Annotated in this window: 22 protein-coding genes and 2 tRNA genes; 11 read left to right on the plus strand and 13 right to left on the minus strand. The window is 65.4% G+C overall.

Features of this window, described 5'->3' with window-relative positions; translation table 11 throughout:
* Nucleotides 1-50 precede the first annotated feature (50 nt).
* The 3 genes from FHW81_RS05080 to FHW81_RS05090 all read left to right on the plus strand — a co-directional run bounded on the left by FHW81_RS05080 (nucleotide 51) and on the right by FHW81_RS05090 (nucleotide 5,216).
* Nucleotides 51-905 carry an AraC family transcriptional regulator gene (locus FHW81_RS05080; RefSeq protein ID WP_003115566.1) on the plus strand — a complete coding sequence of 285 codons (855 nt, stop codon included), beginning with the start codon at nucleotides 51-53 and terminating at the stop codon, nucleotides 903-905.
* A gap of 96 nt (nucleotides 906-1,001) precedes the next feature.
* Nucleotides 1,002-3,167, plus strand: coding sequence for a TonB-dependent receptor family protein (locus FHW81_RS05085; protein ID WP_003115567.1), 2,166 nt, complete (start codon nucleotides 1,002-1,004; stop codon nucleotides 3,165-3,167).
* Nucleotides 3,168-3,341: 174 nt separating this feature from the next.
* Nucleotides 3,342-5,216, plus strand: coding sequence for an MFS transporter (locus FHW81_RS05090; protein ID WP_023128709.1), 1,875 nt, complete (start codon nucleotides 3,342-3,344; stop codon nucleotides 5,214-5,216).
* A 61-nt stretch (nucleotides 5,217-5,277) separates the two neighbouring features.
* On the opposite strand, the gene FHW81_RS05095 is transcribed toward FHW81_RS05090, so the two are convergent.
* The 4 genes from FHW81_RS05095 to rdgC all read right to left on the minus strand — a co-directional run bounded on the left by FHW81_RS05095 (nucleotide 5,278) and on the right by rdgC (nucleotide 8,098).
* Nucleotides 5,278-5,487 carry a cold-shock protein gene (locus FHW81_RS05095; protein WP_003115568.1) on the minus strand — a complete coding sequence of 70 codons (210 nt, stop codon included), beginning with the start codon at nucleotides 5,485-5,487 and terminating at the stop codon, nucleotides 5,278-5,280.
* 214 nt (nucleotides 5,488-5,701) lie between these two features.
* Nucleotides 5,702-6,016 (minus strand): quaternary ammonium compound efflux SMR transporter SugE, encoded by a 315-nt coding sequence (sugE, locus tag FHW81_RS05100; protein WP_003091603.1) that lies wholly within the window; start codon nucleotides 6,014-6,016, stop codon nucleotides 5,702-5,704.
* A 139-nt stretch (nucleotides 6,017-6,155) separates the two neighbouring features.
* A complete protein-coding gene (locus FHW81_RS05105) occupies nucleotides 6,156-7,091 on the minus strand; it encodes a bile acid:sodium symporter family protein (RefSeq protein ID WP_003115569.1) in 936 nt (311 codons plus the stop codon).
* A gap of 86 nt (nucleotides 7,092-7,177) precedes the next feature.
* A complete protein-coding gene (gene rdgC, locus FHW81_RS05110; RefSeq protein ID WP_003091601.1) occupies nucleotides 7,178-8,098 on the minus strand; it encodes a recombination-associated protein RdgC in 921 nt (306 codons plus the stop codon).
* Between the two features lie 164 nt (nucleotides 8,099-8,262).
* On the opposite strand from rdgC, the gene FHW81_RS05115 reads away from it, so the two are divergent.
* From FHW81_RS05115 to FHW81_RS05130, 4 genes are all read left to right on the plus strand, one after another.
* Nucleotides 8,263-8,338, plus strand: a tRNA-Val gene (locus FHW81_RS05115).
* A gap of 16 nt (nucleotides 8,339-8,354) precedes the next feature.
* Nucleotides 8,355-8,431, plus strand: a tRNA-Asp gene (locus FHW81_RS05120).
* A 256-nt stretch (nucleotides 8,432-8,687) separates the two neighbouring features.
* Nucleotides 8,688-9,449 carry an FKBP-type peptidyl-prolyl cis-trans isomerase gene (locus FHW81_RS05125; protein ID WP_003091600.1) on the plus strand — a complete coding sequence of 254 codons (762 nt, stop codon included), beginning with the start codon at nucleotides 8,688-8,690 and terminating at the stop codon, nucleotides 9,447-9,449.
* Between the two features lie 369 nt (nucleotides 9,450-9,818).
* Nucleotides 9,819-10,250 (plus strand): YkvA family protein, encoded by a 432-nt coding sequence (locus FHW81_RS05130; protein ID WP_128653853.1) that lies wholly within the window; start codon nucleotides 9,819-9,821, stop codon nucleotides 10,248-10,250.
* Here the strand turns inward: FHW81_RS05130 and FHW81_RS05135 are convergent.
* Nucleotides 10,238-10,984 carry a substrate-binding periplasmic protein gene (locus tag FHW81_RS05135; RefSeq protein WP_171893930.1) on the minus strand — a complete coding sequence of 249 codons (747 nt, stop codon included), beginning with the start codon at nucleotides 10,982-10,984 and terminating at the stop codon, nucleotides 10,238-10,240. The two genes, FHW81_RS05130 and FHW81_RS05135, sit on opposite strands and share 13 nt — an antisense overlap.
* Nucleotides 10,985-11,087: 103 nt before the next feature.
* Between FHW81_RS05135 and FHW81_RS05140 the strand changes: the two genes are divergently transcribed.
* Genes FHW81_RS05140 through FHW81_RS05150 form a run of 3 tightly spaced genes read left to right on the plus strand, consistent with a single transcriptional unit; the run spans nucleotide 11,088 to nucleotide 12,236 of the window.
* On the plus strand, nucleotides 11,088-11,399 hold the full coding sequence (locus FHW81_RS05140; RefSeq protein ID WP_003114792.1) for a helix-turn-helix domain-containing protein: 312 nt from the start codon (nucleotides 11,088-11,090) through the stop codon (nucleotides 11,397-11,399).
* A 2-nt stretch (nucleotides 11,400-11,401) separates the two neighbouring features.
* Nucleotides 11,402-11,767, plus strand: coding sequence for a hypothetical protein (locus FHW81_RS05145; protein WP_003114793.1), 366 nt, complete (start codon nucleotides 11,402-11,404; stop codon nucleotides 11,765-11,767).
* Entirely contained in the window at nucleotides 11,757-12,236 is a 480-nt protein-coding gene (locus tag FHW81_RS05150) for a sel1 repeat family protein (protein ID WP_003109166.1), read from the plus strand. Before FHW81_RS05145 ends, FHW81_RS05150 begins: the two co-directional genes overlap by 11 nt.
* A gap of 13 nt (nucleotides 12,237-12,249) precedes the next feature.
* On the opposite strand, the gene FHW81_RS05155 is transcribed toward FHW81_RS05150, so the two are convergent.
* Complete coding sequence (locus FHW81_RS05155) at nucleotides 12,250-13,998, minus strand: bifunctional diguanylate cyclase/phosphodiesterase (protein WP_216660338.1); 1,749 nt, start codon at nucleotides 13,996-13,998, stop codon at nucleotides 12,250-12,252.
* Nucleotides 13,999-14,093: 95 nt separating this feature from the next.
* Nucleotides 14,094-16,190, minus strand: a complete 2,097-nt coding sequence (locus FHW81_RS05160) for a carboxy terminal-processing peptidase (RefSeq protein ID WP_003091593.1) — start codon at nucleotides 16,188-16,190, stop codon at nucleotides 14,094-14,096.
* A 129-nt stretch (nucleotides 16,191-16,319) separates the two neighbouring features.
* On the opposite strand from FHW81_RS05160, the gene FHW81_RS05165 reads away from it, so the two are divergent.
* Complete coding sequence (locus tag FHW81_RS05165; RefSeq protein ID WP_004345021.1) at nucleotides 16,320-17,282, plus strand: NAD(P)H-quinone oxidoreductase; 963 nt, start codon at nucleotides 16,320-16,322, stop codon at nucleotides 17,280-17,282.
* A 60-nt stretch (nucleotides 17,283-17,342) separates the two neighbouring features.
* On the opposite strand, the gene FHW81_RS05170 is transcribed toward FHW81_RS05165, so the two are convergent.
* The 6 genes from FHW81_RS05170 to FHW81_RS05195 are packed head-to-tail and all read right to left on the minus strand — an operon-like array spanning nucleotide 17,343 to nucleotide 22,533.
* Nucleotides 17,343-17,993: an HAD family hydrolase gene (locus tag FHW81_RS05170; protein WP_003091591.1), complete on the minus strand. Its 651-nt coding sequence runs from the start codon at nucleotides 17,991-17,993 to the stop codon at nucleotides 17,343-17,345.
* Entirely contained in the window at nucleotides 17,993-18,988 is a 996-nt protein-coding gene (locus FHW81_RS05175; protein WP_003109170.1) for an ABC transporter ATP-binding protein, read from the minus strand. Before FHW81_RS05175 ends, FHW81_RS05170 begins: the two co-directional genes overlap by 1 nt.
* Nucleotides 18,989-18,990: 2 nt before the next feature.
* Nucleotides 18,991-19,788, minus strand: coding sequence for an ABC transporter permease (locus FHW81_RS05180; protein WP_003091589.1), 798 nt, complete (start codon nucleotides 19,786-19,788; stop codon nucleotides 18,991-18,993).
* Nucleotides 19,775-20,614: an ABC transporter permease gene (locus tag FHW81_RS05185; protein ID WP_003091588.1), complete on the minus strand. Its 840-nt coding sequence runs from the start codon at nucleotides 20,612-20,614 to the stop codon at nucleotides 19,775-19,777. Before FHW81_RS05185 ends, FHW81_RS05180 begins: the two co-directional genes overlap by 14 nt.
* The gene (locus FHW81_RS05190) at nucleotides 20,611-21,420 is read right to left on the minus strand and encodes an alkaline phosphatase family protein (RefSeq protein ID WP_003114798.1); all 810 of its coding nucleotides are present in this window, start codon (nucleotides 21,418-21,420) and stop codon (nucleotides 20,611-20,613) included. Before FHW81_RS05190 ends, FHW81_RS05185 begins: the two co-directional genes overlap by 4 nt.
* A gap of 54 nt (nucleotides 21,421-21,474) precedes the next feature.
* Nucleotides 21,475-22,533: an ABC transporter substrate-binding protein gene (locus tag FHW81_RS05195; protein WP_003091586.1), complete on the minus strand. Its 1,059-nt coding sequence runs from the start codon at nucleotides 22,531-22,533 to the stop codon at nucleotides 21,475-21,477.
* Between the last annotated feature and the right edge of the window lie 154 nt (nucleotides 22,534-22,687).

The raw sequence follows: 22,687 nt of genomic DNA on the forward strand, positions 1-22,687 counted from the left end.
CCTGCGGTATGCTGGGCGGCCCGTCCGGACGGGCGAACGAGGAGACGGCAGTGCCGGACGAGACGAGCGGAGAACACACGCATTTCTGGCGCGCCGCCGAACTGGGCGGCGTCGAACTGCTGCACGCGCGCTATGTGGAGCAGCGCTTCGCGCCGCACGTGCACAGCAGCTTCGCCCTGGTCATCATCGAGCAGGGCGCGCAGCGCTTCCGCCATCGTGGCGGCGAGCACCTGGCCCCGCTGGGCAGCATGGTGCTGATCAACCCCGACGAAGTGCACACCGGCTCCAAGGCCCATGATGCCGGTTGGCTCTATCGCGGCTACTACCCGGAAATGGAACAGATCGACGGGATTCTCGACGAGCTGGAAATCCATCATGGCGGCGTGCCGCGCTTCGCCGACAGCGTGATCCACGACCAGCCCCTGGCACGCGCCTTCGTCCACTTGCACCGCCTGCTGGCCGAGCATGCCGACAGCCTGGAAACCCAGACCCGCTGGCGTGAGACGGTGCTCGCCCTGTTCCGTCGCCACGCCCGCCTGCCAGAAGCGCCGAAGGCCGGGCAGGAGCCGTTGGCGGTGGCCCGTGCCCGCGAACTGCTGGCGGCGCGGTTGCTCGATCCGCCTTCGCTGGAGGAACTGGCGGCGGCGGTCAATCTGTCCCCGTTCCATTTTGCCCGGGTCTTCCGTCGCGCCACCGGCATGCCGCCCCACGCCTGGCTCAGGCAGCGCCGCCTGGAGCAGGCCAGGGCACTGCTCAAGAGCGGCCGGGCGCCGCTGGAGGTGGCCCTGGAGCTGGGCTTCGCCGACCAGAGCCACCTCGGTCGCCAGTTCAAGCAGGCCTACGGCGTGGCACCGGGTGAATACCGCTCGGCCTGCGCGCGCTCGTCCTTGACGATCTACGAATAAGTCAAGCTCACATTTGCAAATCATTTGTATTTACGTTCTTTACGATTTGCCGTAATTTTGCGCCCCACTTTTTCCTGCGTCCCTGGGGGAGCCTCGATGTCGTCCGTGAGTTCGTTGTCGCGCCTGGCCGTCGCCATCGCGCTGGGTGTGTCCATGCAGGCGGCGCAGGCCGAAGAGGAAGCCAAGGAGCTGGGCACGGTCACCGTGGTCGGCGACTGGCTGGGCGAAGCCGACCAGGCGGTGGTGCAGAACCATCCCGGTGCGCGCAGCGTGGTGCGTCGTCGGGAAATGCTCGAGAGCGGTGCGCAGAACGTCCGCGACGTGCTGCGCAAGGTGCCCGGCGTGCAAGTGCAGGACAACAACGGTACCGGCGGCAGCGACATCTCCCTGAACGTCGGGGTGCGTGGCCTGACTTCACGCCTGTCGCCGCGCTCGACGGTGATGATCGACGGCGTGCCGGCGGCGGTGGCGCCCTACGGCCAGCCGCAGCTGTCGATGATGCCGCTGTCCATCGGCAACCTGGAGAGCATCGACGTCGTGCGCGGCGCCGGCTCGGTGCGCTACGGCCCGCAGAACGTCGGCGGGGTGATCAACTTCGTGACCCGGGCGATTCCGGAGAAGTTCTCCGGCGAAATCGGCACCACCATCGAGCATGCCGGCCACGGCGGCTGGAAGAAGCTCAACCAGGCGTTCCTCGGCGGGACCGCCGACAACGGCCTGGGCGTGGCGCTGCTGTATTCCGGGGTGAAGGGCGCCGACTACCGCGACGGCAACAACGACAACGATATCGACGACGTGCTGCTCAAGACCCATTGGCAGCTCACCGACAGCGACCAGTTGGCGGCCAACTTCCACTACTACGACGCCTACGCCGATATGCCGGGCGGCCTGACCCAGGCGCAGTACGACGACGATCCCTTCCAGTCGGTACGCGACTGGGACAATTTCCGTGGTCGGCGCAAGGACTTCTCGCTGAAGTACACCCGCCAGGTCGACGACCTCACCCAGTTCGAGGTGCTCACCTACTACAGCGACAGTTTCCGCGGCAGCAGCATCGCCGCGCGCAACCTCAGGACCATCACCTCGTACCCGCGCGACTACCATGTGTTCGCGGTGGAGCCGCGGGTCTCGCGGATCTTCTTCGCCGGCCCGACCACCCAGGAGGTCGGCATCGGCTACCGCTACCTGAAGGAAGCGATGAACGAGCGCGCCAGCCAGCTGGCCCTGGTCGACAATGTGCCGACCGTGCGTCCCGGCTCGGACGGCCATACCTACCAGGACCGTACCGGCGGTACCGAGGCCAGCGCCTTCTACATCGACGACAAGATCGATGTCGGCAACTGGACCATCACCCCCGGCATCCGCTTCGAGAAGATCGACAGCGACTGGCGCGACCGCCCGGTGCTCGGCCTGAACGGCAAGCCGGTGCAGGAGAAGAAGCGCAGCAAGGACTACAACGAACCGCTGCCGGCGCTGAGCCTGATGTATCACTTGAGCGACGAGTGGAAGCTGTTCGCCAACTACTCCGAATCGTTCGGCAGCCTGCAGTACTTCCAGCTCGGCCAGGGCGGCAGCGGCAACGATACCGCCGCCGGCCTGGAGCCGGAGAAGGCCAAGACCTACGAACTGGGCACGCGCTACGACAACGGCAGCTGGGGCGGCGAGATCACGCTGTTCTACATCGACTTCGACGACGAGCTGCAGTACGTCAGCAACGACGTCGGCTGGACCAACCTCGGCGCCACCAAGCACCAGGGCATCGAGACTTCCGGCCACTATGACTTCGCCGCTCTCGATCCGCGCCTGGACGGCCTGTCGGTCTACGGCAGCCTCACCTATACCCGTGCCACCTACGAAGGCGACATTCCCTCCTTCAAGGGGCGCGACCTGCCGCTCTACTCGCGCCAGGTGGCCACCGCCGGGGTGCGCTACGAGGTCGACCGCTGGACCTACAACCTCGACGCCTTCGCCCAGTCCATGCAGCGCGCGCCAGGGCTGAGCACCGACAGCCAGGGCAACTTCACCCACAACTACATCACCGAGCCCAGCGCCGACGGCCAGTACGGCGACATTCCCGGCTACGTGACCTGGAATGCCCGCGTCGGCTACGACTTCGGCCCGCAGGCGTCGAACCTGAAGCTCGGACTCGGGGTGAAGAACCTGTTCGACAAGCAGTATTTCACCCGCTCCAGCGACAACAATTCGGGAATCTACGTGGGTCAGCCGCGAACGCTGTTCATGCAGGCCAGCGTCGGTTTCTGAATATTCGGATGCGACTTGGCGCATCGTCCGACGACAGGCGTCCTGCGGTAACGCGGACGCCTGTTCTATGATGGGCGCGGAATTTCCATCGGAACGCTGTGGCCTGATCCGCGGTCCATGCAGTCCAATCGATGACGGGCTTCCTTTCGGCGGCCACGCAAGGTAACAAGGACGATGACCCAACATTCGCAATTCGCCCTGCTGGGCAAGCGGCGTTTCCTGCCGTTCTTCATCACCCAGCTGCTCGGCGCCTTCAACGACAACATCTTCAAGCAGTCGCTGATCCTCGCCATCCTCTATCACCTCAGCGTCAGCGGCGACCGCAGCCTGCTGGTCAACCTCTGCGCACTGCTGTTCATCCTGCCGTTCTTCCTGTTCTCGGCACTGGGCGGACAGTTCGGCGAGAAGTACAACAAGGACGCGCTGATGCGCGCGCTGAAGCTGGCCGAGGTAGGCATCATGCTGGTCGGCGCTGCCGGCTTCGTCTTCGGCAGCCTGCCGCTGATGTTCGTCGCGCTGTTCGCCATGGGCACCCACTCGGCGCTATTTGGCCCGGTGAAGTATTCGATCCTGCCCCAGCACCTGCACGAGGACGAACTGGTCGGCGGCAACGCGCTGGTGGAGATGGGCACCTTCCTGGCGATCCTGGCCGGCACCATCGGCGCCGGCGTGCTGATGTCCCATGCGCATTACGCGGCGGCGGTGGCCACCGCGGTGGTGCTGGTGGCCGCCTGCGGCTACCTGGCCAGCCGCGGCATTCCGCGAGCGGCGGCGGCACTGCCGGGGTTGAAGCTCGACTGGAACATCTTCGCCCAGTCCTGGAGCATCCTCCGCCTGGGGCTCGGCCAGCGCCCGGCGGTCTCGCGCTCGCTGGTGGGCAACTCCTGGTTCTGGTTCCTCGGCGCGGTCTACCTGACGCAGATCCCGACCTTCGCCAAGGAATGGCTGCACGGCGACGAAAGCGTGGTGACCCTGATCCTCACCGTGTTCTCGGTGGGCATCGCGCTGGGCTCGATGCTTTGCGAGAAGCTTTCCGGTCGCAAGGTGGAGATCGGCCTGGTGCCGTTCGGCTCGATCGGCCTGACCGTCTTCGGCATCCTCCTCTGGTGGCACGCCGGCGGCATTCCCCCAGGCGAGGTGCCCTACGACTGGCTGGCGGTGCTGCGCCACCATGAGACCTGGGCGGTGCTGGCCGACATCCTGTTCATCGGCATTTTCGGCGGCTTCTATATCGTACCGCTGTACGCCCTGATCCAGGCGCGCACCGACGAGGACAAGCGGGCCCGGGTGATCGCCGCCAACAACATCCTCAACGCCCTGTTCATGGTCGCCGCTGCGCTGGTCTCGATCCTCTTCCTCAGCGTCGCCAAGCTGTCGATCCCGCAGCTGTTCCTCGCCCTGTCGCTGATGAACGTCGCGGTGAACGTGTACATCTTCAAGATCGTCCCGGAATTCACCATGCGCTTCCTGGTCTGGCTGCTCAGCCACACCATGTACCGGGTCCGGCATGTGAATCTGGAGGCGATCCCGGACGAGGGAGCGGCGGTGCTGGTGTGCAACCACGTCTCGTACGTGGACGCGCTGCTGATCGCCGGCTCGATCCGGCGGCCGGTGCGCTTCGTCATGTACTACAGGATCTTCTCACTGCCGGTGCTCAACTTCGTCTTCCGTACCGCCGGCGCGGTGCCCATAGCGGCGCGCCACGAGGACGAAGGGATCTACGAACGCGCCTTCCAGCGCATCGCCGACTACCTGAGGGACGGGGAGCTGGTGTGCATCTTCCCTGAGGGCAAGCTGACCGCCGACGGCGAGATGAATGAGTTCCGCGCCGGGATCGAGCGGATCATCGAGGAAACCCCGGTTCCGGTGATCCCCATGGCGCTGCAGGGCCTGTGGGGCAGCTTCTTCAGCCGCGACCCGAACAAGGGCTTCTTCCGCCGCCTGTGGTCGCGGGTGAGCCTGGTGGCCGGCGAATCGGTGGCGCCGGGGGCGGTGGAGCGCCTCGACCTGCAGGCGCGGGTGACGAGCTTGCGCGGCGAAGCTCGCTGATCGATCCGCAGAAACGAAAAAGCCCCGGCGATGCCGGGGCTTTTTTTTGGCGAACTACAAGTTAGACAACTTGTACTTCGTCGGCTTGCAGGCCTTTCTGGCCGTTGACGACCACGAAGGAAACCTTCTGGCCTTCCTGCAGGCTCTTGAAGCCGGTGCCCTGGATGGAACGGAAGTGAACGAACAGGTCGTTACCGCTTTCCGGGGTGATGAAGCCGAAGCCTTTGGCGTCGTTGAACCATTTTACGGTGCCGTTCTGACGATTCGACATGGTGTAACTCCTGAAACAAAGTTGATTGCGGCGACGGAAATATCCGAGCCGGTAGGTACTGAGTTGCAAAGAGTACGAGGAGCCGAGGCGATGAGCGGACCGAGATCTACCACACCAGGTCACGATTCACTGTGACCCAAGCAAGCACAGTGGTCGCAGAGTACGCGATAAAACTGCGGAAAGCGATACCCCTCGGAGCATATTCGATGGATGTCTAATGGCTCAGCTTGAGGCCGACCAGTCCGCAGACGATCAGCGCGACGCTGGCCAGGCGCAGCAATGCCATGGATTCGCCGAACAGGACGATCCCGGCGATGACCGTGCCGACCGCGCCGACCCCGGTCCAGACGGCATAGGCGGTGCCCAGCGGCAGGTGCTTCATGGCCAGGCCGAGCAGGCCCAGGCTGACCAGCATGGCGAGCGCCGTGAGGACCGTGGGAAGCGGCTTGCTGAAGCCCTCGGTGTATTTCAGACCAACGGCCCAGCCCACTTCGAACAGGCCGGCGAAAAACAGGATGATCCAGGACATGGCGATCTCCAGGGCAACGGGTGGCGGGGCCGTCCCCATTCGATCACCGGCCGGAGGCGGGTGGTGAGGTCGTCCTCACTGCGTGCGGTATTTTGCATGGTTCATCGGTCGGGACAAGGCTTCCCGACCGGGACCCAGTTCAACGCGGCGTATCATCCAGGCGCCGGAACAGGGCGGCCAGCAGCGAACCGGAGAGATTGTGCCAGACGCTGAACAGCGCGCTGGGCACCGCTGCCAGGGGCGAGAAATGGGCGTTGGCCAGCGCCGCGCCGAGCCCCGAGTTCTGCATGCCGACTTCGATGGCCAGGGCCTTGCGCTGCGCCAGCGGCATGCCGGTCAGCTTGCCGGTGAGATAGCCGAGCAACAGGCCGAAGCCGTTGTGCAGCATCACCACGGCCATGATCAGCAGGCCGGACTCGGCGATCCGCGCCTGGCTGGCGGCCACCACCGCGGCGATGATCACCACGATGCTGAATACCGAGACCAGCGGCAGCACCTCCGCCACCTGCCGGGTGCGCTCGCCGAGCAGGCGCTGTGCCAGCAGGCCGAGGGCGATGGGCACCAGCACCACCTGGAGGATCGACAGGAACATTGCCGCGAACGACACCGGCAGCCAGGCCGAAGCCAGCAGCCAGACCAGCGCCGGCGTGACCAGCGGGGCGAGCAGGGTGGTCACCGAGGTGATCGCCACCGACAGGGCGACATCGCCACGGGACAGCCAGGTCATCACGTTGGAAGCGGTGCCGCCGGGGCAGCAGCCGACCAGGATCACGCCCACCGCGATCTCCGCCGGCAACTGCAACAGGCGGCAGAGCAGCCAGGCCAGGCCAGGCATGATGACGAACTGGGCCAGCACGCCGATCAGCACCCGTATGGGGTGCCGGGCGACCTCGCGGAAGTCTTCGCCCTTGAGCGTCAGGCCCATGCCGAACATCACCAGGCCGAGCAGTGGCGCGATGGCTGCGGTGAGCGGGAGGAACCAGGCAGGTCGGAAGAAGGCGAGGATGGCGAACAGCAGGACCCAGAACGGGAAGCTGGCGCTGACGAAGCGGCTCAGGGCGGTCAGGGCACGCATGGGCTTTCCTTGTTATTGGACGGCCGCCAGTCTGCCATGCCGGGCGCGACTCTCCCAGCGGCGGGCGCCGCCGGGAGAGCGGGGCGTCAGACGCCCTGGGGGATTTCTTCGCCGCCGAGGGCCTCGAAGAGCGCCGGAAGGAATTCGGCGAAGGTCAGCATCATCAGGGTGAAGCTGGCATCGAGCTGGCCGAGGGCGTCTTCGCCGCCGTCCTTTTCCGCCTGCTCCTGCAGCAGGTCTTCGAAGCGCAGGCGCTTGACCGCCAGCTTGTCGTCGAGGACGAAGGACAGCTTGTCCGACCAGGCCAGGGACAACTGGGTGACCAGCTTGCCGGCGGTGAGATGCAGCTGGATTTCCTCGCTGGTCAGGTCCTGGCGCTTGCAACGGACCACGCCGCCGTCCTCGTGGGTGTCGCGCAGCTCGCATTCGTCGAGCACGTGGAAGTCGCCGGCGGCTTCCTGGGTCTTGACCCAGTCGGTGAGGGTCGCGGTCGGCGCGACCTTCACGCTCAGCGGGCGTACCGGCAGGGAGCCGAGCGCTTCGCGCAGCGTCGAGAGCAGGTCTTCGGCCTTCTTCGCGCTGGCCGAGTCGACCAGGATCAGGCCGAGGCTCGGCGCGATCGCGGCGAAGGTGCTGGAGCGGCGGATGAAGGCGCGCGGCAGCAGGGTCTGGACGATCTCGTCCTTCAACTGGTCGCGTTCCTTCTTGTAGACCTTGCGCATCTGCTGGGCTTCGATCTCGTCGACCTTTTCCTTCAGTGCGTCACGCACGACGCTGCCCGGCAGGATGCGCTCTTCCTTGCGTGCCGAGATCAGGAAGAAGTCCTGGCTGACGTGTACCAGCGGTGCGTCCGGGCCTTTGCCGAACGGCGCGGTGAAGCCGTAGGTGGTCAGCTCCTGGCTGGCGCAGGGGCGGGCGGGTTTTTCGCCGAGGGCTTTCTCGAGGGAATCGGCATCCAGTTGCAGATCCTGGGTGAGGCGGTAGACGAGCAGATTGCGGAACCACATGGGGTCGTTCTCTCCGGGCACAAAGGACCCATTATTCCGCCGCTGGCGGCTCAGGCCAACCCCGGTCCGTCGCTAACTCCTTGGAACGGCAGAAAATTTTTTTCATCGAGGGGCTTGCCAGGGGCCGAATCGCTCCGTAGAATGCGCCCCACTTCGAGAGTGAAGGGTGATTAGCTCAGCTGGGAGAGCATCTGCCTTACAAGCAGAGGGTCGGCGGTTCGATCCCGTCATCACCCACCAATCTCGCAAGTTACGCGCAGCGGTAGTTCAGTCGGTTAGAATACCGGCCTGTCACGCCGGGGGTCGCGGGTTCGAGTCCCGTCCGCTGCGCCATTTCCTTCCTTCGCTGTATCTCTTGCGCTTCCTTCCCGCTTCATAATTCGACGTTTTTCGACGCTTCCTTTCCGCTGTTCTTCTGTCCTCGTTCCGCGCGTTCGTTCTGCTATCTCCTTCATTTTTCGGAAAGTTCGGCCTTGAACTTATCCGCGCGCACCTGTTCCTATTGCCCATAGCCACTGGTCGCGACAGCCTGCTAAGCTCGCGGCTTCATCGAATATGCCCGAGCGGCGAACAGATTAAAGGACTCAGCATGAAACAACATCGGTTGGCAGCAGCGATCGCACTGGTCGGTCTGGTTCTCTCCGGCTGCGATTCGCAGACCAACGTTGAGTTGAAGACCCCGGCGCAGAAAGCTTCCTATGGTATCGGCCTGAACATGGGCAAGAGCCTGTCCCAGGAAGGCATGGACGACCTGGATTCGAAAGCCGTCGCCAAGGGCATCGAAGACGCCCTCGGCAAGAAGAAGCAGCAGCTCACCGATGAAGAGCTGACCGAAGCCTTCGCCTTCCTGCAGAAACGTGCCGAGGAGCGCATGGCGGCCATCGGCGACGAAAACGCCAAGGCCGGCAAGAAATTCCTCGAGGAAAACGGCAAGCGCGACGGCGTGACCACCACCGCTTCCGGCCTCCAGTACGAAATCGTGAAGAAGGCCGATGGCCCGCAACCGAAGGCCACCGACGTGGTGACCGTCCACTACGAAGGCCGCCTGACCGATGGCACCGTCTTCGACAGCTCCATCGAGCGCGGCAGCCCGATCGACCTGCCGGTCAGCGGCGTGATCCCGGGTTGGGTCGAAGCCCTGCAACTGATGCACGTCGGCGAGAAGATCAAGCTGTACATCCCCAGCGAGCTGGCCTACGGCGCGCAGAGCCCGAGCCCGGCGATCCCGGCCAACTCGGTACTGGTCTTCGACATGGAACTGCTCGGCATCAAGGATCCGTCCAAGCCGGACGCGGAGCCCGAGGCCGGTGCCGCAGCGCAGCCCGAAGCCAAGGCGGACGCGAAGAAGTAATTCTTCCGCCGCGATGCATGAAACGCCCCGTCCATGACGGGGCGTTTTCATTTGCGGATTCGGCTGAACCCAGGCGCTGCCGCGAGGGTCTGAAAACAGGTCGAGGGCACGGCCGGTGTTACCCTTATGCACACATTTGTCGCACGTCGACCCGACCTACGGTATTGACCTCGGGTTGTCCGTTGCGCTAGGTCAAACCCTTGATTTTCAATGCTTTTAGAGCATTGTCTAAAAAGTGTCCGATCTGTCGGAAAGCCTGTAGCGACGGGCTTCTCGCCGACGGAAGGGGGGGCTGTTCACAAGGTTATCCACAGTATGCGTGGATAACCCGGAGAGCCTCGGCGGCAAGCGCTTGAGCGAGGTGGAAGGATGGATGCACCACGAGGATTCAGTCGTTACCTGGGGATCGCGGAACGTTTCCTGGCCCGTGGCCGGGTGCCCGCCTTGTTGATTGCGGTAGCACGCAAGCGCTCGCGCCTGAAGCTGGTGAAGAGCGACCTGCGCCTGCTGCAGGAACTGCTGGTGGCCTGGGTTCGCGGCGAATACCGCGGACTCAGCCGCCAGGCGTTGCTCTCGGTGATCGCGGCGCTGGCCTATTTCCTTTCGCCGGTGGATATCGTCCCCGACTTCATCTTCGGTCTCGGCTTGCTCGACGATCTCGCCGTCCTTGCCTGGGTAGTGCGTCGCTGGCAGTCCGAGCTGGATGCCTTCAAGGTCTGGCGCGACGCCCAGGCCGTCGAGACGCAGCAGGCGCTGCGAGAGCTGCCGGCTCCCAGGGCGGAGCGCGTTCAGGGTTCCTGAGGGGTTCGCAGGCTGTTTTCCAGCAGGCGCTCGATGCTGCCGTCCCTGACCATATCGTCGAGCACCCGGTCCATACTTTCGACGGGGACCGGCAGTTGTCCGCCATAGATGCAGTGCATCCGATAGCTCTGCAGTACCAGCGGACTGACGCTCAGGCCCAGCTCGGGATGCTGGCGCGTCAGGTAGAGCAGCGGGCGGCGCATGTCCACCGCGGCGTCCAGGCGCGAACGCTTGAGCATCTGCACGCGACTGGCCAGGTCGCGGGTATCTTCGCGGCGAATTTCCCCGGCAGCGAAGGCCTGCATGAGATCGTCCGCGTAGACATAGCCTAGACTTGTACCCAGGGTCTTGCCGCGCAGCTCGGCGAAGTCGCGGATCGCCGGACGGTCGTCGCGCTGCAGCAGGACGTCCTGCTCTTCGAAGAGGGCAGGAGACCAATGGTAGCGTTCGGGTTTGCTATCCCATCCGGGGTTGGAGTTGCAGATCACGTGAATATGTCCGCTGGCCATGAAGCCGTCGATCCTTCGGTTCGGCGTTTCCACGAAACGCAGCGACAATCCCAGCCGCTGCGCGACCCGCTCCCCCAACTGGCGGGTGAAGCCGCCTTGCAGCTGGTGATCGACGATGTCCACGTAGGGCATGCCGTCGGCGGGGCTGAAGCCCCAGCGCAGCTCGCCGGCGAAGGCCTGTCCGACTCCCAGCAGGATGCACAAACCAAGACTTCTCCGGCGCACCCGTGGGCTCCTCCACCAGGCAGACTGTGTGACCAGGGCAGCAGTATAGCCAGTCCGCAGCGGCGCGGTGCCTGATAAGATGGCGGCTTGCAAGGAGACCGACATGAATGTCCAAGTGATCACGCGAGACGGCGAGGCGGAATACGCGGTGTTGCCCTGGGCCGAATACCAGGCGTTGCTGGCCGCCGCCGGTCGCCCGGCCGCCAGTGTCGCGGTGGAGACGACCGCGCCGGCGCCGCCTTCCGCGAGTCTGCTGGAGCGCCGCGAGGCGCGCGGCCTGAGCCTGGAACAGGTGGCCCGGGAGGTCGGTATCAGTCCTTCCTACATGGCGATGATCGAACGCGGCGAACGAGAGGCCAGCGAGGCCATCCTGTTCGCCCTGGAGCGTGTGCTGGGCAAAGCGACGGGGGCCTGACCTTGAGTGTGCTGATCAGCCGTAAACACTGGGATAGCCTGCTGCTGGAAATCGAGGATGCGCGTCGCCAGCGTCATCTGCTCACCTACCGGGCGCTGATCGAGCGCCTGCAACTGCCGACTCCGGCGATGACCACCCTCACCGCGGCTCTCGAGCACCTGGCATCGCTGGATGCGCGCTCGGGGCGTCCGTTGCGCAGTTCGCTGGTCATCAGCCAGGGCGCAAGCCGCTTGCCGCGCACCGGTTTCTTCGAGTGCGTGGAGCGCCTCGGGCGTTTTTCCGGTCCGCCGGACGGCCCGGCCGCGGCTGGCTGGCATGCGGCGGAAGTGGTCCGTGTCTTCGAATTCGAGTATCCCGATGAACTCTGAATGGATCTGGCGCCTGCGCGCCCGCCTCGGTTACGGCGTGGCCCGACAGTTGCTGGGCTGGCCCTGGCTGGTCAAGCAGCCGCGAGCCTGGCAGTGGATGCAGGGGCAGTTCTCGCGCATGGCTAACCTCGGACACCGCGACGCCCAGGCGTTCTACGGTCACCTGCTGCTGTTCCGTGGACAGGGCTTCGGCGCGCGCGAGGAGGGCCTGCGCCTGCTGCGCCTTGCTGCCAGCGCGGGCGATGGGAAAGCGGCCTACCAGCTCGGCGTGCAGGCGCTCAAGGGCGACAGCCGGCAAGCGCCCGACGCGCTGGCAGCCAGCCGCCACTGGGCACTAGCGGCAGAGGCGGGCCACCCGCTGGCGGCGCGCAAGCTGGCGGAACTCTACCGCGATGGAGGCCCGGGCCTGGCGCCGGACAGCGAGCGCGCCGAGCACTATGCGCAACGGGCGTCCGCGCTCGGTCTCTAGCTGAACGAACGGTTCAGGCGGCCTCGATCAGGTGCAGGCTGTAGCCTGGCACCGTCTTGGCCTGGCGCTTGGCCTCGGAGGCCAGCGTCGCCAGGTGCGCGGCATCCATTCCCTGGCAGGCTTCGGCCGGTAGATGCACCACGCCGACGGACAATGACAGCAGCGGGTACTCCTCGCGCTGGCCATGGCGGTTGTGCGCAACGAAACAGCCGGCTTCCAGGTGCTCGCGGCTGTAGAAGCGCCGGCATTGGCTCTGGAAGGTTTCCAGCAACCGGTCGATCCGTGTGCGCCAGTCCTCGGGGCCGAGCACCAGCATGAAGTCGTCACCGCCGATATGGCCGACGAAGTCGCTGCCGGGGTCGATCCGTTCGCTCAGGCACTGTGCCAGGCACAGCAGGACCTCGTCGCCGCGGGCGTAGCCGTAGAGATCGTTGAAGGGTTTGAAGCTGTCGATGTCGATGTAGCAGATCACCGCCTCGCGCCTTTGTTGCAGCAGGCGTTCGAGGCATTGCTGGATCGGCACGTTGCCGGGAAGCAAGGTGAGCGGATTGGCGTGCCGCGCCTGCTGGAGCTTTTCCTCGGTGATCAGCCTGAGCACGTCGATCACCCGGCCCATGCCCGCATAGTGCCCGCCGCGGGTGACGATGAAATCTTCCTCGATACGCTGGCGTGCGCGGCTGGTCAGCAGGCGGCTGACCTGCTGCAGGGTCTGGCCGAGTTCCGCGGCGAGAAAATCATCGCTCATCAGGCGGCTGATCGGCTTGCGCAGGAACAGGTCGCAGGCGAAGGGCCGGAGCAAGGCGTCGGTGAGCGCGTGGCGATGGACGATGCCGATGGGACGCCCCTCTTCGTCGAGGATCGCCAGGGAGTTCAGGTTGGCCTGGCGGCGGAAGATTTCCACCACTTCCTGGGTCGAGGTGCGAACGTCGACCGCGCGCTGTTCCAGCAGCAGCGCACGCAGGTCGCCGTGCTCGTCGCTGGAAGACTGGCTGGGGGCGCCAGCGCTGGGCAGCATCTGTTGTACGTCGCTCGCCGGGTGTTCCTGCGGGCGGCCGAACAGATAGCCTTGCACCAGGTCGACCCCCATCTCGCTAAGCACCGCCAGTTCCTCGGGCAGTTCGATGCCTTCGGCGATGACCTGGGCGCGAGAGGCTCGGGCCATCTTCAGGATGGAGCCGACGAACTCGCGTTTCACGGTGTCCAGGTGGATGCCGTCGACGAAGTGGCGGTCGATCTTCACGTAGTCCGGACGCAGTTCCGACCACAGGCGCAGGCTGGAGTAGCCAGCGCCGAGGTCGTCGAGGGCGATGGAGAAGCCCATGGCGCGATAGTGGTGCAGCGCGGTGTCGAGCAGGTCGAAGTCGTCGATGGGGGTCTGTTCGGTCAGTTCGATCACCACCCGGTTCGGCGAGATTCCCAGCTGTTGCAGCAATTGCAGGGTGCGGCCGGGCGGATGGCCGGCTTCGAGGAGGGACTCCGGAGAGACGTTGAGGAACAGCATGGCGTCGCCCTGGATGTCGCGGAAGCGGCTGAAGGCGCGTTGTCGGCAGAGCAGTTCCAGTTCGCTCAGCCGTCCGCATTGGCGGGCCACGGCGAACAGCGCCAGGGGCGAGTGCAGCGGGCTGTTGGACGGACCGCGGGTTAGCGCTTCGTAGCCGACCAGACGCCGTTCGGAAAGCGAGAGGATGGGCTGGAACAGGCAGTGCAGGTCGCCGTGGGCCAGGATGCTGTCCAGGGCGCTCAACTGCTCGGTGACGGTCATGGAACGCTCTCGTCGCAATGAAAAAGGGCCGGTTGTGCAACCGGCCCCGTATTTCACGACAGTCCCATGACTGTTTTATGACGCTCCCGCTGAACTCAGTGCTTGGCCACCGCCGAGTTGAGGTTCAGGTAGTCCAGCAGGATGTGCCCGGACTCGGTGAGGTAGGCGTCGTCCTGCGGCTTGGTCTTGTCGTCCTCTTCCGGCAGGGCGTTCTCGTCCTCGCGCTTGAGTTCCTTCAGCGGCTCCTGGCCCTTGGACTTGCGCAGGGCGTTCTCCATGGCCAACTGGCGGTTCTCGATGCTGGTCTGCTGGGCGCGGCGCTTGGCCTCGTTCAGGCTGACGGTCTTCTCCTTCATCAGCTCCTGGGCCAGCGCCAGGCGCTCGCGGGCGTAGACGAAGTCGGCGTTGTTCTCGGTGCGCGCGTCGTGCTGGGCCTTGAGTTGCGCGAGGAACGGCTTGAACGGGTTGGCCTCGTCCTTCACCACCGGACGGATGGTGTCCCAGGGCATCGAGTCGGGCAGGGCGCTTTCGCCGATTTCCTTGTCGTCGACGATGGACGGGTAGCTGATGTCCGGGATCACGCCCTGGTGCTGGGTGCTCTGACCGGAGACTCGGTAGAACTTCGCCAGGGTCAGCTTCAGTTCGCCGTGGTTGAGCGGCTGGATGGTCTGCACGGTGCCCTTGCCGAAGGTCTGTCCACCGAGGATCAGCGCGCGGTGGTAGTCCTGCATGGCGCCGGCGAAGATCTCCGAGGCGGAGGCCGAGAGACGGTTGACCAGTACCGCCAGCGGGCCGGTATAGAAGGCCTTGCCTTCGTCGTCGTTGAGCACGTCGACGCGGCCGTCGCTGTTGCGCACCAGTACGGTCGGGCCCTGGTCGATGAACAGGCCGGTCAGCTCGGTGGCCTCCTGCAGGGAGCCGCCGCCGTTGTTGCGCAGGTCGAGGACGATGCCGTCGACCTTGTCCTTCTGCAATTCGGCGACCAGCTTCTTCACGTCGCGGGTGGTGCTCTTGTAGTTCGGGTCGCCGGCGCGGTAGGCCTTGAAGTCCAGGTAGAAGGCCGGCAGGTCGATCACGCCGAGCTTGTAGCTGCGGCCTTCGTGGTCGACCTTGATGATGGATTTCTTCGCCGCCTGGTCCTCCAGCTTCACCGCCTCGCGGGTGATGGCGACGATCTTGCTGGTCTGGTCGTTCGGCGCGTTGCTCGCCGGAATCACTTCCAGGCGTACCTGGGAACCTTTCGGCCCACGGATCAGCTTGACCACTTCATCCAGGCGCCAGCCGACCACGTCGACCATTTCGCCCTTGCCCTGGGCGACGCCGATGATCTTGTCGGAGGTGGCGATCTGCTTGCTCTTCGCCGCCGGGCCGGCCGGCACCAGGCGTACGACCTTGACGTAGTCGTTGTCGCTCTGCAGCACCGCGCCGATGCCTTCCAGCGAGAGGCTCATGTTGATGTCGAAGTTTTCCGCGTTGTCCGGCGACAGGTACTGGGTGTGCGGATCGTAGGACTGGGCGAAGGCGTTGATGTAGGCCTGGAAGATGTCTTCGCTGCGGGTCTGCTTCAGGCGCGACAGCTGGTTCTTGTAGCGCTTGGTGAGCTGTTCCTGGATCGCCTTGTCGTCCTTGCCGGTGATCTTCAGGCGCAGGACCTCGTCCTTCACCTTCTTGCGCCAGAGGTCGTCGAGCTCTGCGGTGTCCTTCGCCCAGGGGGCTTTTTCGCGGTCGATCAGCAGGCTCTCGTCGACGCTGAAGTCGATCTTGTCGACGCCCTTGTCGAGCATCGCCAGGGCATAGTCGAGCCGACCTTTCAGGCGGTCGAGGTGGCGCTTGTAGATGACGAAGCCGGGATCGAGGTCGCCGCTCTTGAGGAAGTCGTCGAACCTGTTGCGCCAGCGATCGAACTCGGCGATGTCGCCGGCGGTGAAGTACATCCGCGCCGGATCGAGCATCTTCAGGTAGCTGTCGTAGATCTTGGCCGAGCGTTCATCGTTCAGCGGCGGCTTGTTGTAGTGGTGCCGCTTGAGCAGTTCCACGACGTTGAGGCTGGCGATGACCTGCTCGCGGTCCGGCTGCAGGCTGTCCCAGGAATTCTGGGCGCTGCCGACGGAGACGGCGGTCGAGGCGAACAGCGGCAGCGAACTGGCGCCGAGGAGGAGCAACAGGGCGGTACGGGGCAGAAAACGCTTCATGCTGATTCGACTGATCGCGGAGTAATGACGCATATTAGGCCTTATTAGCCGGCGCCGGGTTCCCTTGGCGCAATGCAAAAAGCCCGACTCTGGGTGATCGGGCCGTGACAACCCCACTATGGAGGCAGCGTGAACGCATTGCAAGGTATCGAAGGTCGTGTCGAGTGGTCGGAAATCGCCGCCCCGTCCTGCGGTCAGGGCGAAATCCGCATCCGCGTGGCGGCCGCCGGACTCAACCGCGCCGACCTGTTGCAGAAGGCTGGGCTCTACCCGCCGCCACCCGGCGCCAGCCCGGCGCTGGGGCTCGAGTGTGCGGGTGTGGTCAGCGAGGTGGGCGCGGGCAGCACCTGGCAGGTCGGCGACCGGGTCTGCGCGCTGCTCGCCGGCGGCGGCATGGCCGAGGAAGTGGTGGTGGACGCGCGCCACGTACTGCCGGTCCCGGCAGGGCTGAGCCTGGCGGAGGCGGCGGGGATTCCGGAGGTCTACGCCACGGCCTGGCTGAACCTGTTCCAGTTGGCGGCGTTGCAGCCCGGCGAGAAAGTGCTGCTGCACGCCGGCGCCAGCGGCGTCGGTTCGGCCGGCATCCAATTGTGCAAGGCGTTCGGCAACCCCTGCTGGGTCAGCGTCGGTTCCGCCGAACGCCTGGCCTACTGCGAATCCCTGGGCGCCGCCGGCGGCGTGCTGCGCAAGCAGAGCCTGGAATCGCTGCGCGATTTCGCCCCGTTCGACGTGATCCTCGATCCGGTCGGCGCCCGCTATGCCGGGTTGAACCTGGAGTTGCTGCGGCGCGACGGGCGCTGGGTGATCATCGGCCTGATGGGCGGCCGCGAGGCGCAACTGGACCTGGCTCAACTGCTAGGCAAACGCATCCAGTTGACCGGCTCGACCCTGCGTACCCGTGATGCCGAGTTCAAGGCGCAGTTGATCGCCGAACTGGGGTTGAAGGTCTGGCCATTGTTCTCCGCCGGGAAACTCCGCGCGCAGCTGGAGCGAACCTTCCCGATCGTCGACGCCGAGGCGGCGTTCGAGGCGTTGGCGAGCAACCAGGTGCAGGGCAAGGTCGTGCTGGTGGTGGACCCGTCGCTGGCCTGAAGGGCCGCTTCGGCGACGCGATGGAAAGCGCGATCCGCTCGCGCTTTCGCAGCGAGCCTGTCAGCGCCAGGCGTTGACCGGCCAGCCCATTTCCTTGGCGTAGGCGAGCAGGGTCGGGTCCGGATTGACCGTATTCGGATGGCCGACCAGCTTCAGCAGCGGCAGGTCGTTGCGCGAATCCGAGTAGAACCAGGCGTCGGCCAGTTGGCGATCGTCTCCTTCCAGCAGGTCGAGCAGACGCAATACCTTGCCTTCGCGATAGGTGAGGGTGCCGAGGGTGCGGCCGGTGTAGTGTCCGTCGAGCACTTCGAGATCGATGGCGAGGACTTCGTCGACGCCGATCCGCGCCGCGATCGGCTTGACCAGGTGCACCCCGGATGCGGAGACGATCAGCACCCGGTCGTTGGCGCTGCGGTGGCGCGCCAGGCAGGCGCAGGCGTCGCTGTAGATCAGCGGCTCGATGACCTCCTCGACGTAGGCTTCCACTTCCCGCTCGACTTCCTCGACGCTGCGACCGATCAGCGGTTGCAGGGTGTAGTCCATGTACAGGTCCATGGACAGCTTGCCCTCGGCGTACTGCTCCATCAGTTCGGCGTCGCGGCGGACGAAGGATTCGTCGACCCAGCCGAGACTCGCCATGCGCTGGCTCCACAGGCTGGAGCAGTCGCCGTGGATCATGGTCTCGTCCAGGTCGAAGATCACCAGGCTCATCAAGCTACCTCTCGAATACTGTTGCGATCGATGACCAGCGTCAGCTGACTGCCGGCCGGATACAGGCGGTCTGCGCTGCGGTTGAGGACGTCGACGGTGAGTTCCACCCCGGCGGCCTCGACGCGGTAACGGATCACGTTGCCGAGCAGACTGTGCGAGCGTACCAGCGCCGGCACGCCTTCGCTCGGTTCGTTGCCCAGGCGCAGGGATTCCGGGCGGATCGCCACCTGTTGCGCGCAGGGCTGGCCGAGCAGGCGGCTGGCCTGTTCGGCGTCGAGCAGGTTGTAGTTGCCGATGAAGCCGGCGGCGAAGGCGTTTTCCGGCGCGGTGTAGAGGGTCTCCGCGTCGCCGCTCTGGACGATGCGTCCGGCGTTCATCAGGACGATGCGGTCGGACAGGGTCAGCGCTTCCTCCTGGTCATGGGTGACGAACACCGTGGTCAGCCCCAGCTCCTGCTGGATGCGGCGGATCTGTTCGCGCAGGTGCTTGCGGATGCGCGCGTCGAGGGCCGACAGCGGCTCGTCGAGCAGCAGCAGGCGCGGGCGCGTCACCAGCGAGCGGGCCAGCGCCACGCGCTGGCACTGGCCGCCGGAGAGTTGGTGCGGGTAGCGTGCGGCGTACTCGCCCAGTTCCACCAGTTCGATGGCTTCGGCGACCCGCTGCTTCAGTTCCGCCGCAGGCACCTTCTGCATGCGCAGGCCGAAGGCGACGTTCTGTTGCACGGTCATGTTGGGGAACAGCGCGTAGCTCTGGAACACCATGGCGATCCCGCGCTTCTGCGGCGGCAAAGGCACCACATCCTCGCCGTCGATGAGGATGCGCCCGCTGTCGACCTCGGTCAGCCCGGCGATGCAGCGCAGCAGGGTGGACTTGCCGCAGCCGCTGGGGCCGAGCAGGGTGACGAACTCGCCGCGGGCGGCGGCGAAGTCGATATCGCGGAAGATGCTGGTGGCACCGTAGCTCTTGTCGAGCTGTTCGACGCTGACGAACGACATGATCAGGCCTTGTCCTTGTTCAGTCGATTGGCCGCCCAGGTCAGGACCAGGACGAACACGAAGTAGGAGACCACCACTGCGCTGGTGTAGTGGCCGCTGCTGTTGCGCATGTTGTTGAGGAACACCTGCAGGGTCTCGTAGCGGGTACCGACCAGCAGGTTGGCGAAGACGAATTCGCCGATGAGGAAGGAGAACGACAGCAGCAGGGCCACCATCACCCCCTTGCGCAGGTTCGGCAGCACGACCAGCAGCGCCGCCTTCCAGGTGCTGGCGCCGAGCAGGTGGGCGGCGTCCATCAGGTCGCGCAGGTTGATCGCCTGCAGGTTGTTGGTGATCGCCCGGTACATGAACGGCAGGGCGATGGTGAAGTAGCAGCCGACCAGCACCCAGGGCGTGCCGATCATTTCCAGCGGCCCGCTGGCATAGAGTTGCAGCAGGCCCACCGAGGAGACGATCGGCGGCACCGCGAAGGGCAGCAGGATGAGCACGTTCATCACGCCGTCCAGGCGCGGGAAGTGGTAGTGGATGACGAACATCAGCGGCAGGATCAGCAACACGCTGAACGCCAGGGCGCCGAAGCAGACCAGCAGCGAGCGGGCGAAGGCCAGCAGGAAGCGCTGGTCGCTCCACAGCGTCAGGTACCACTTCAGGGTCAGGCCGTCCGGCAGCAGGGTCGCCGACCACTGGGTGGCCAGCGAGTAGAGCAGGGTCGCCGCCAGCGGCAGGACCAGGATCAGGAACAGCGCGCAGACCACCAGGCGATGGTAGAGCGCGGCAGGACGTCGATCAGCGCGCGACATGGTAGCTCCTGCGCAGCAGCCATTGGTGGACCAGGGTGATCAGGGTCATCAGGCCGACCAGCACCATGGCCAGGGCGCTGGCCATGTTCGGGTCGGGGAACACGTCGCCGGCGACCAGCGCGCCGATGCGGATCGGGATCACGTTGAAGTTGCCGGTGGTCAGCGAGTACACCGTGGCGTAGGCGCCGAGGGCGTTGGCCAGGAGGATGACGAAGGTACCCAGCAGCGCCGGGGTCAGCACCGGGATGCCGATGTGTCGCCAGTACTGCCAGCCGTTGGCGCCGAGCAGCGCGGCGGACTCGCGCCAGTCCTCGCGCAGGGCGTCGAAGGCCGGGTAGAGCAGCATCACCCCGAGGGGGATCTGGAAATAGGTGTAGAGGATTATCAGGCCGGTCTTCGAGTAGAGATTGAAGTCGTCGATCCAGCCGGCCTGCTTGAGCAACAGGGTCAGCGCGCCGTTGAAGCCGAGCAGGATGATGAAGGCGAACGCCAGCGGTACCCCGGCGAAGTTGCTGGTCATGTTGGAGAAGGCCATGACGAAGTCGCGCAGGCGGCTGTCGACGTGGCGCAGCGAATGGCTGCCGAGCACCGCGATGAGCAGGCCGAGCAGGCTCGACCAGCCGGCGATCTCCAGGCTGTGGCGGATCGCCTGGCGGTAGAAGGGCGAGCCGAACAGCTCGAGGTAGTTGGCCAGGCTCCAGGCGTCGCTGGCCTTCAGGCTGTTCAGCGCGACCCAGGCCAGCGGCGCTATCTGGAAAATCACGAAGAACGCCGCGAAGGGCAGCAGGAACAGCAGCGCCAGCCATTTGCCGGAGAGTCGTTTCATGGGGCGAGCAGCTCCCGGCAGACGGGTTTGTCGTGGGCGGCGCCGAGGATTTCGCAGAGCGTGCCGCAGAGGTCGGTCTGCAGCGGTTGCGCCAGGTCGTCGCGGCTGAAGGCGTCGCCGAAGACGAACAGCGGCACCTCGCGCTCCTCCTCGAGGATGCCGCCGTGGCTGCGGTCCTCGTTCATTCCGTGATCGGCGGTGATCGCCACCTGGTAGCCGGCCGCCAGCCACTGGTGCAGGTATTCCGACAGCAGTGCGTCGGCGCGCCGCGCGGCGTTGCGGTAGGCGGGGCTGGCGAGGCCGTGCCTGTGCCCGGCGTCGTCGATGTTCATCGAGTGGACCAGCATGAAGTTCGGTGCGTGCCGGCGGCGCAGGCTTTCCGCGTCGGCGAACAGGTGCGAGTCCGGATAGTGGTCGCTCCAGTAGAAGTGTCCGCGCTGGATCGGCAGTGCGCTGTCGTCGGTGTGGCGGTCGCGGGCCGGGTCGAACGGCGCGCGGTTGTACAGTTCGCTGACCCAGTGGTAGGCCGCTGCCGCGGTACTCAGGCCGGCCGCGCGGGCGTAGTGGAACAGGCTCTGTTCCTGGCTCAGGCGGACCACGTCGTTGTGCAGGATGCCGCTATCGATCGGCGGCACTCCGGTGAGGATGCATTCGTAGAGCGGCCGGGACAGCGAAGGCAACTCGCATTCCAGGCGGTACGACTGGCCGCGGCCGGCGCCGCAGAGGGCCTGGAGATGCCCCATGCAGTCGCGGGCGACGCTATGGTTGAGGCCGTCCAACAGGACGAGGATGACGTCGTGGCGCATTCGGGGTATCCGTCGATGCGGGGCGGCCGCCGGGGAGGGCGGCCGCGCTCCGCGTCACTGCATGTTGATGATCACCGCTTCCTGCCACTGCCGCGGCAGGCGCTTGGAGGTTTCCTCCCAGGCCTTGGCGTCCTTGATCGGCTGGGCCTTGGCGTACTGCTCGTTGGGTAGCAGTTGGGCCTTCACGTCGTCCGGCAGGGTCAGGCTCTCGGCGCGGATCGGTCGCGCGTTGCCCTTGGCCAGGTTGATCTGTCCGGCGTCGCTGAAGATGTACTCGCGGGCGAGCTTGGCGGCGTTCGGGTGCTTGGCGTACTTGTTGATGATGGTGGTGTAGCCGGAGATCACCGAGCCGTCCGAGGGGATCAGCACCTCGAAGCGCTCCGGGTCGATCTGCTGGCGGTAGCTGAGGCCGTTGAAGTCCCAGACGATGCCGACTTCGACCTCGCCCTTTTCCAGGGTGGCGATCACCGGGTTGGTCAGCGACAGGCGGCCCTGCTTGGCGATCTTGCCGAAGAACTCCAGGCCCGGCTTGATGTTCTTCTCGTCGCCGCCGTTGGCGATGGCCGCGGCGAGCACCCCATTGACCGCCTGGGCGGCAGCGCTGACGTCGCCGATGGTGACCTTGTACTTGCCCTGCAGCAGGTCGGCCCAGCTGTGCGGTACGTCCTTCACCAGTTGTTTGTTGACGATGAAGGCGATGGTCCCGGTGTAGGCGAGTGCCCAGTGGCCGTCCTGGTCCTTGGCCCAGGCCGGGATCTGTTCCCAGGTGCTCGGCTTGTACGGCTGGCTGACGCCCTGCTGCACGGCGATGGGGCCGAAGGCGGCGCCGACGTCGCCGATGTCGGCGCTGGCGTTGTCCTTCTCGGCCTTGAACTTGGCCAGCTCCTGGGCCGAACTCATGTCGGTATCCATGTGCTTGAGCCCATACTTGCTCTCAAGGTCCTTCCAGGTGTCCTTCCAGTTCGCCCAGCTGTCGGGCATGCCGACGCTGTTGACCTGGCCTTCCTTGCGCGCGGCCTGTTCCAGCGCCTGCAGGTCCGCTTCGGCGGCCAACGCCAGGCCGCTGCCGAGGGCGATGGCGGTTCCCAGCAATGAAGCAAGCATGCGTTTCATTCGGTGCTCCTTCGTTCGAGAGGTTCGGTCGGGCAGCCTCGGGAGTTCTCGACGCTCCTTCGGGCGGGACTGCCGCGGGTGTGGTCTAGATCAGCAAGACCCAGGCCAATCTAGAGCCGCTGGATGACGGTTTCATGTCAGCTAGCCGCGCCTG

The sequence above is a fragment of the Pseudomonas sp. RC10-4-2 genome (assembly GCF_050433085.1).
GTDB classification, from domain to species: domain Bacteria; phylum Pseudomonadota; class Gammaproteobacteria; order Pseudomonadales; family Pseudomonadaceae; genus Pseudomonas; species Pseudomonas aeruginosa.

Bases quoted from the DNA above. Each gene is read 5' to 3' on its own strand.
- FHW81_RS05085 (WP_003115567.1), top strand. From the start codon at position 1,002: ATGTCGTCCGTGAGTTCGTTGTCGCGCCTGGCCGTCGCCATCGCGCTG.
- FHW81_RS05090 (WP_023128709.1), top strand. From the start codon at position 3,342: ATGACCCAACATTCGCAATTCGCCCTGCTGGGCAAGCGGCGTTTCCTG.
- FHW81_RS05095 (WP_003115568.1), bottom strand. From the start codon at position 5,487: ATGTCGAATCGTCAGAACGGCACCGTAAAATGGTTCAACGACGCCAAA.
- sugE (WP_003091603.1), bottom strand. From the start codon at position 6,016: ATGTCCTGGATCATCCTGTTTTTCGCCGGCCTGTTCGAAGTGGGCTGG.
- FHW81_RS05105 (WP_003115569.1), bottom strand. From the start codon at position 7,091: ATGCGTGCCCTGACCGCCCTGAGCCGCTTCGTCAGCGCCAGCTTCCCG.
- rdgC (WP_003091601.1), bottom strand. From the start codon at position 8,098: ATGTGGTTCCGCAATCTGCTCGTCTACCGCCTCACCCAGGATCTGCAA.
- FHW81_RS05125 (WP_003091600.1), top strand. From the start codon at position 8,688: ATGAAACAACATCGGTTGGCAGCAGCGATCGCACTGGTCGGTCTGGTT.
- FHW81_RS05130 (WP_128653853.1), top strand. From the start codon at position 9,819: ATGGATGCACCACGAGGATTCAGTCGTTACCTGGGGATCGCGGAACGT.
- FHW81_RS05140 (WP_003114792.1), top strand. From the start codon at position 11,088: ATGAATGTCCAAGTGATCACGCGAGACGGCGAGGCGGAATACGCGGTG.
- FHW81_RS05150 (WP_003109166.1), top strand. From the start codon at position 11,757: ATGAACTCTGAATGGATCTGGCGCCTGCGCGCCCGCCTCGGTTACGGC.
- FHW81_RS05155 (WP_216660338.1), bottom strand. From the start codon at position 13,998: ATGACCGTCACCGAGCAGTTGAGCGCCCTGGACAGCATCCTGGCCCAC.
- FHW81_RS05160 (WP_003091593.1), bottom strand. From the start codon at position 16,190: ATGAAGCGTTTTCTGCCCCGTACCGCCCTGTTGCTCCTCCTCGGCGCC.
- FHW81_RS05170 (WP_003091591.1), bottom strand. From the start codon at position 17,993: ATGAGCCTGGTGATCTTCGACCTGGACGAGACCATGATCCACGGCGAC.
- FHW81_RS05175 (WP_003109170.1), bottom strand. From the start codon at position 18,988: ATGTCGTTCGTCAGCGTCGAACAGCTCGACAAGAGCTACGGTGCCACC.
- FHW81_RS05180 (WP_003091589.1), bottom strand. From the start codon at position 19,788: ATGTCGCGCGCTGATCGACGTCCTGCCGCGCTCTACCATCGCCTGGTG.
- FHW81_RS05185 (WP_003091588.1), bottom strand. From the start codon at position 20,614: ATGAAACGACTCTCCGGCAAATGGCTGGCGCTGCTGTTCCTGCTGCCC.
- FHW81_RS05190 (WP_003114798.1), bottom strand. From the start codon at position 21,420: ATGCGCCACGACGTCATCCTCGTCCTGTTGGACGGCCTCAACCATAGC.
- FHW81_RS05195 (WP_003091586.1), bottom strand. From the start codon at position 22,533: ATGAAACGCATGCTTGCTTCATTGCTGGGAACCGCCATCGCCCTCGGC.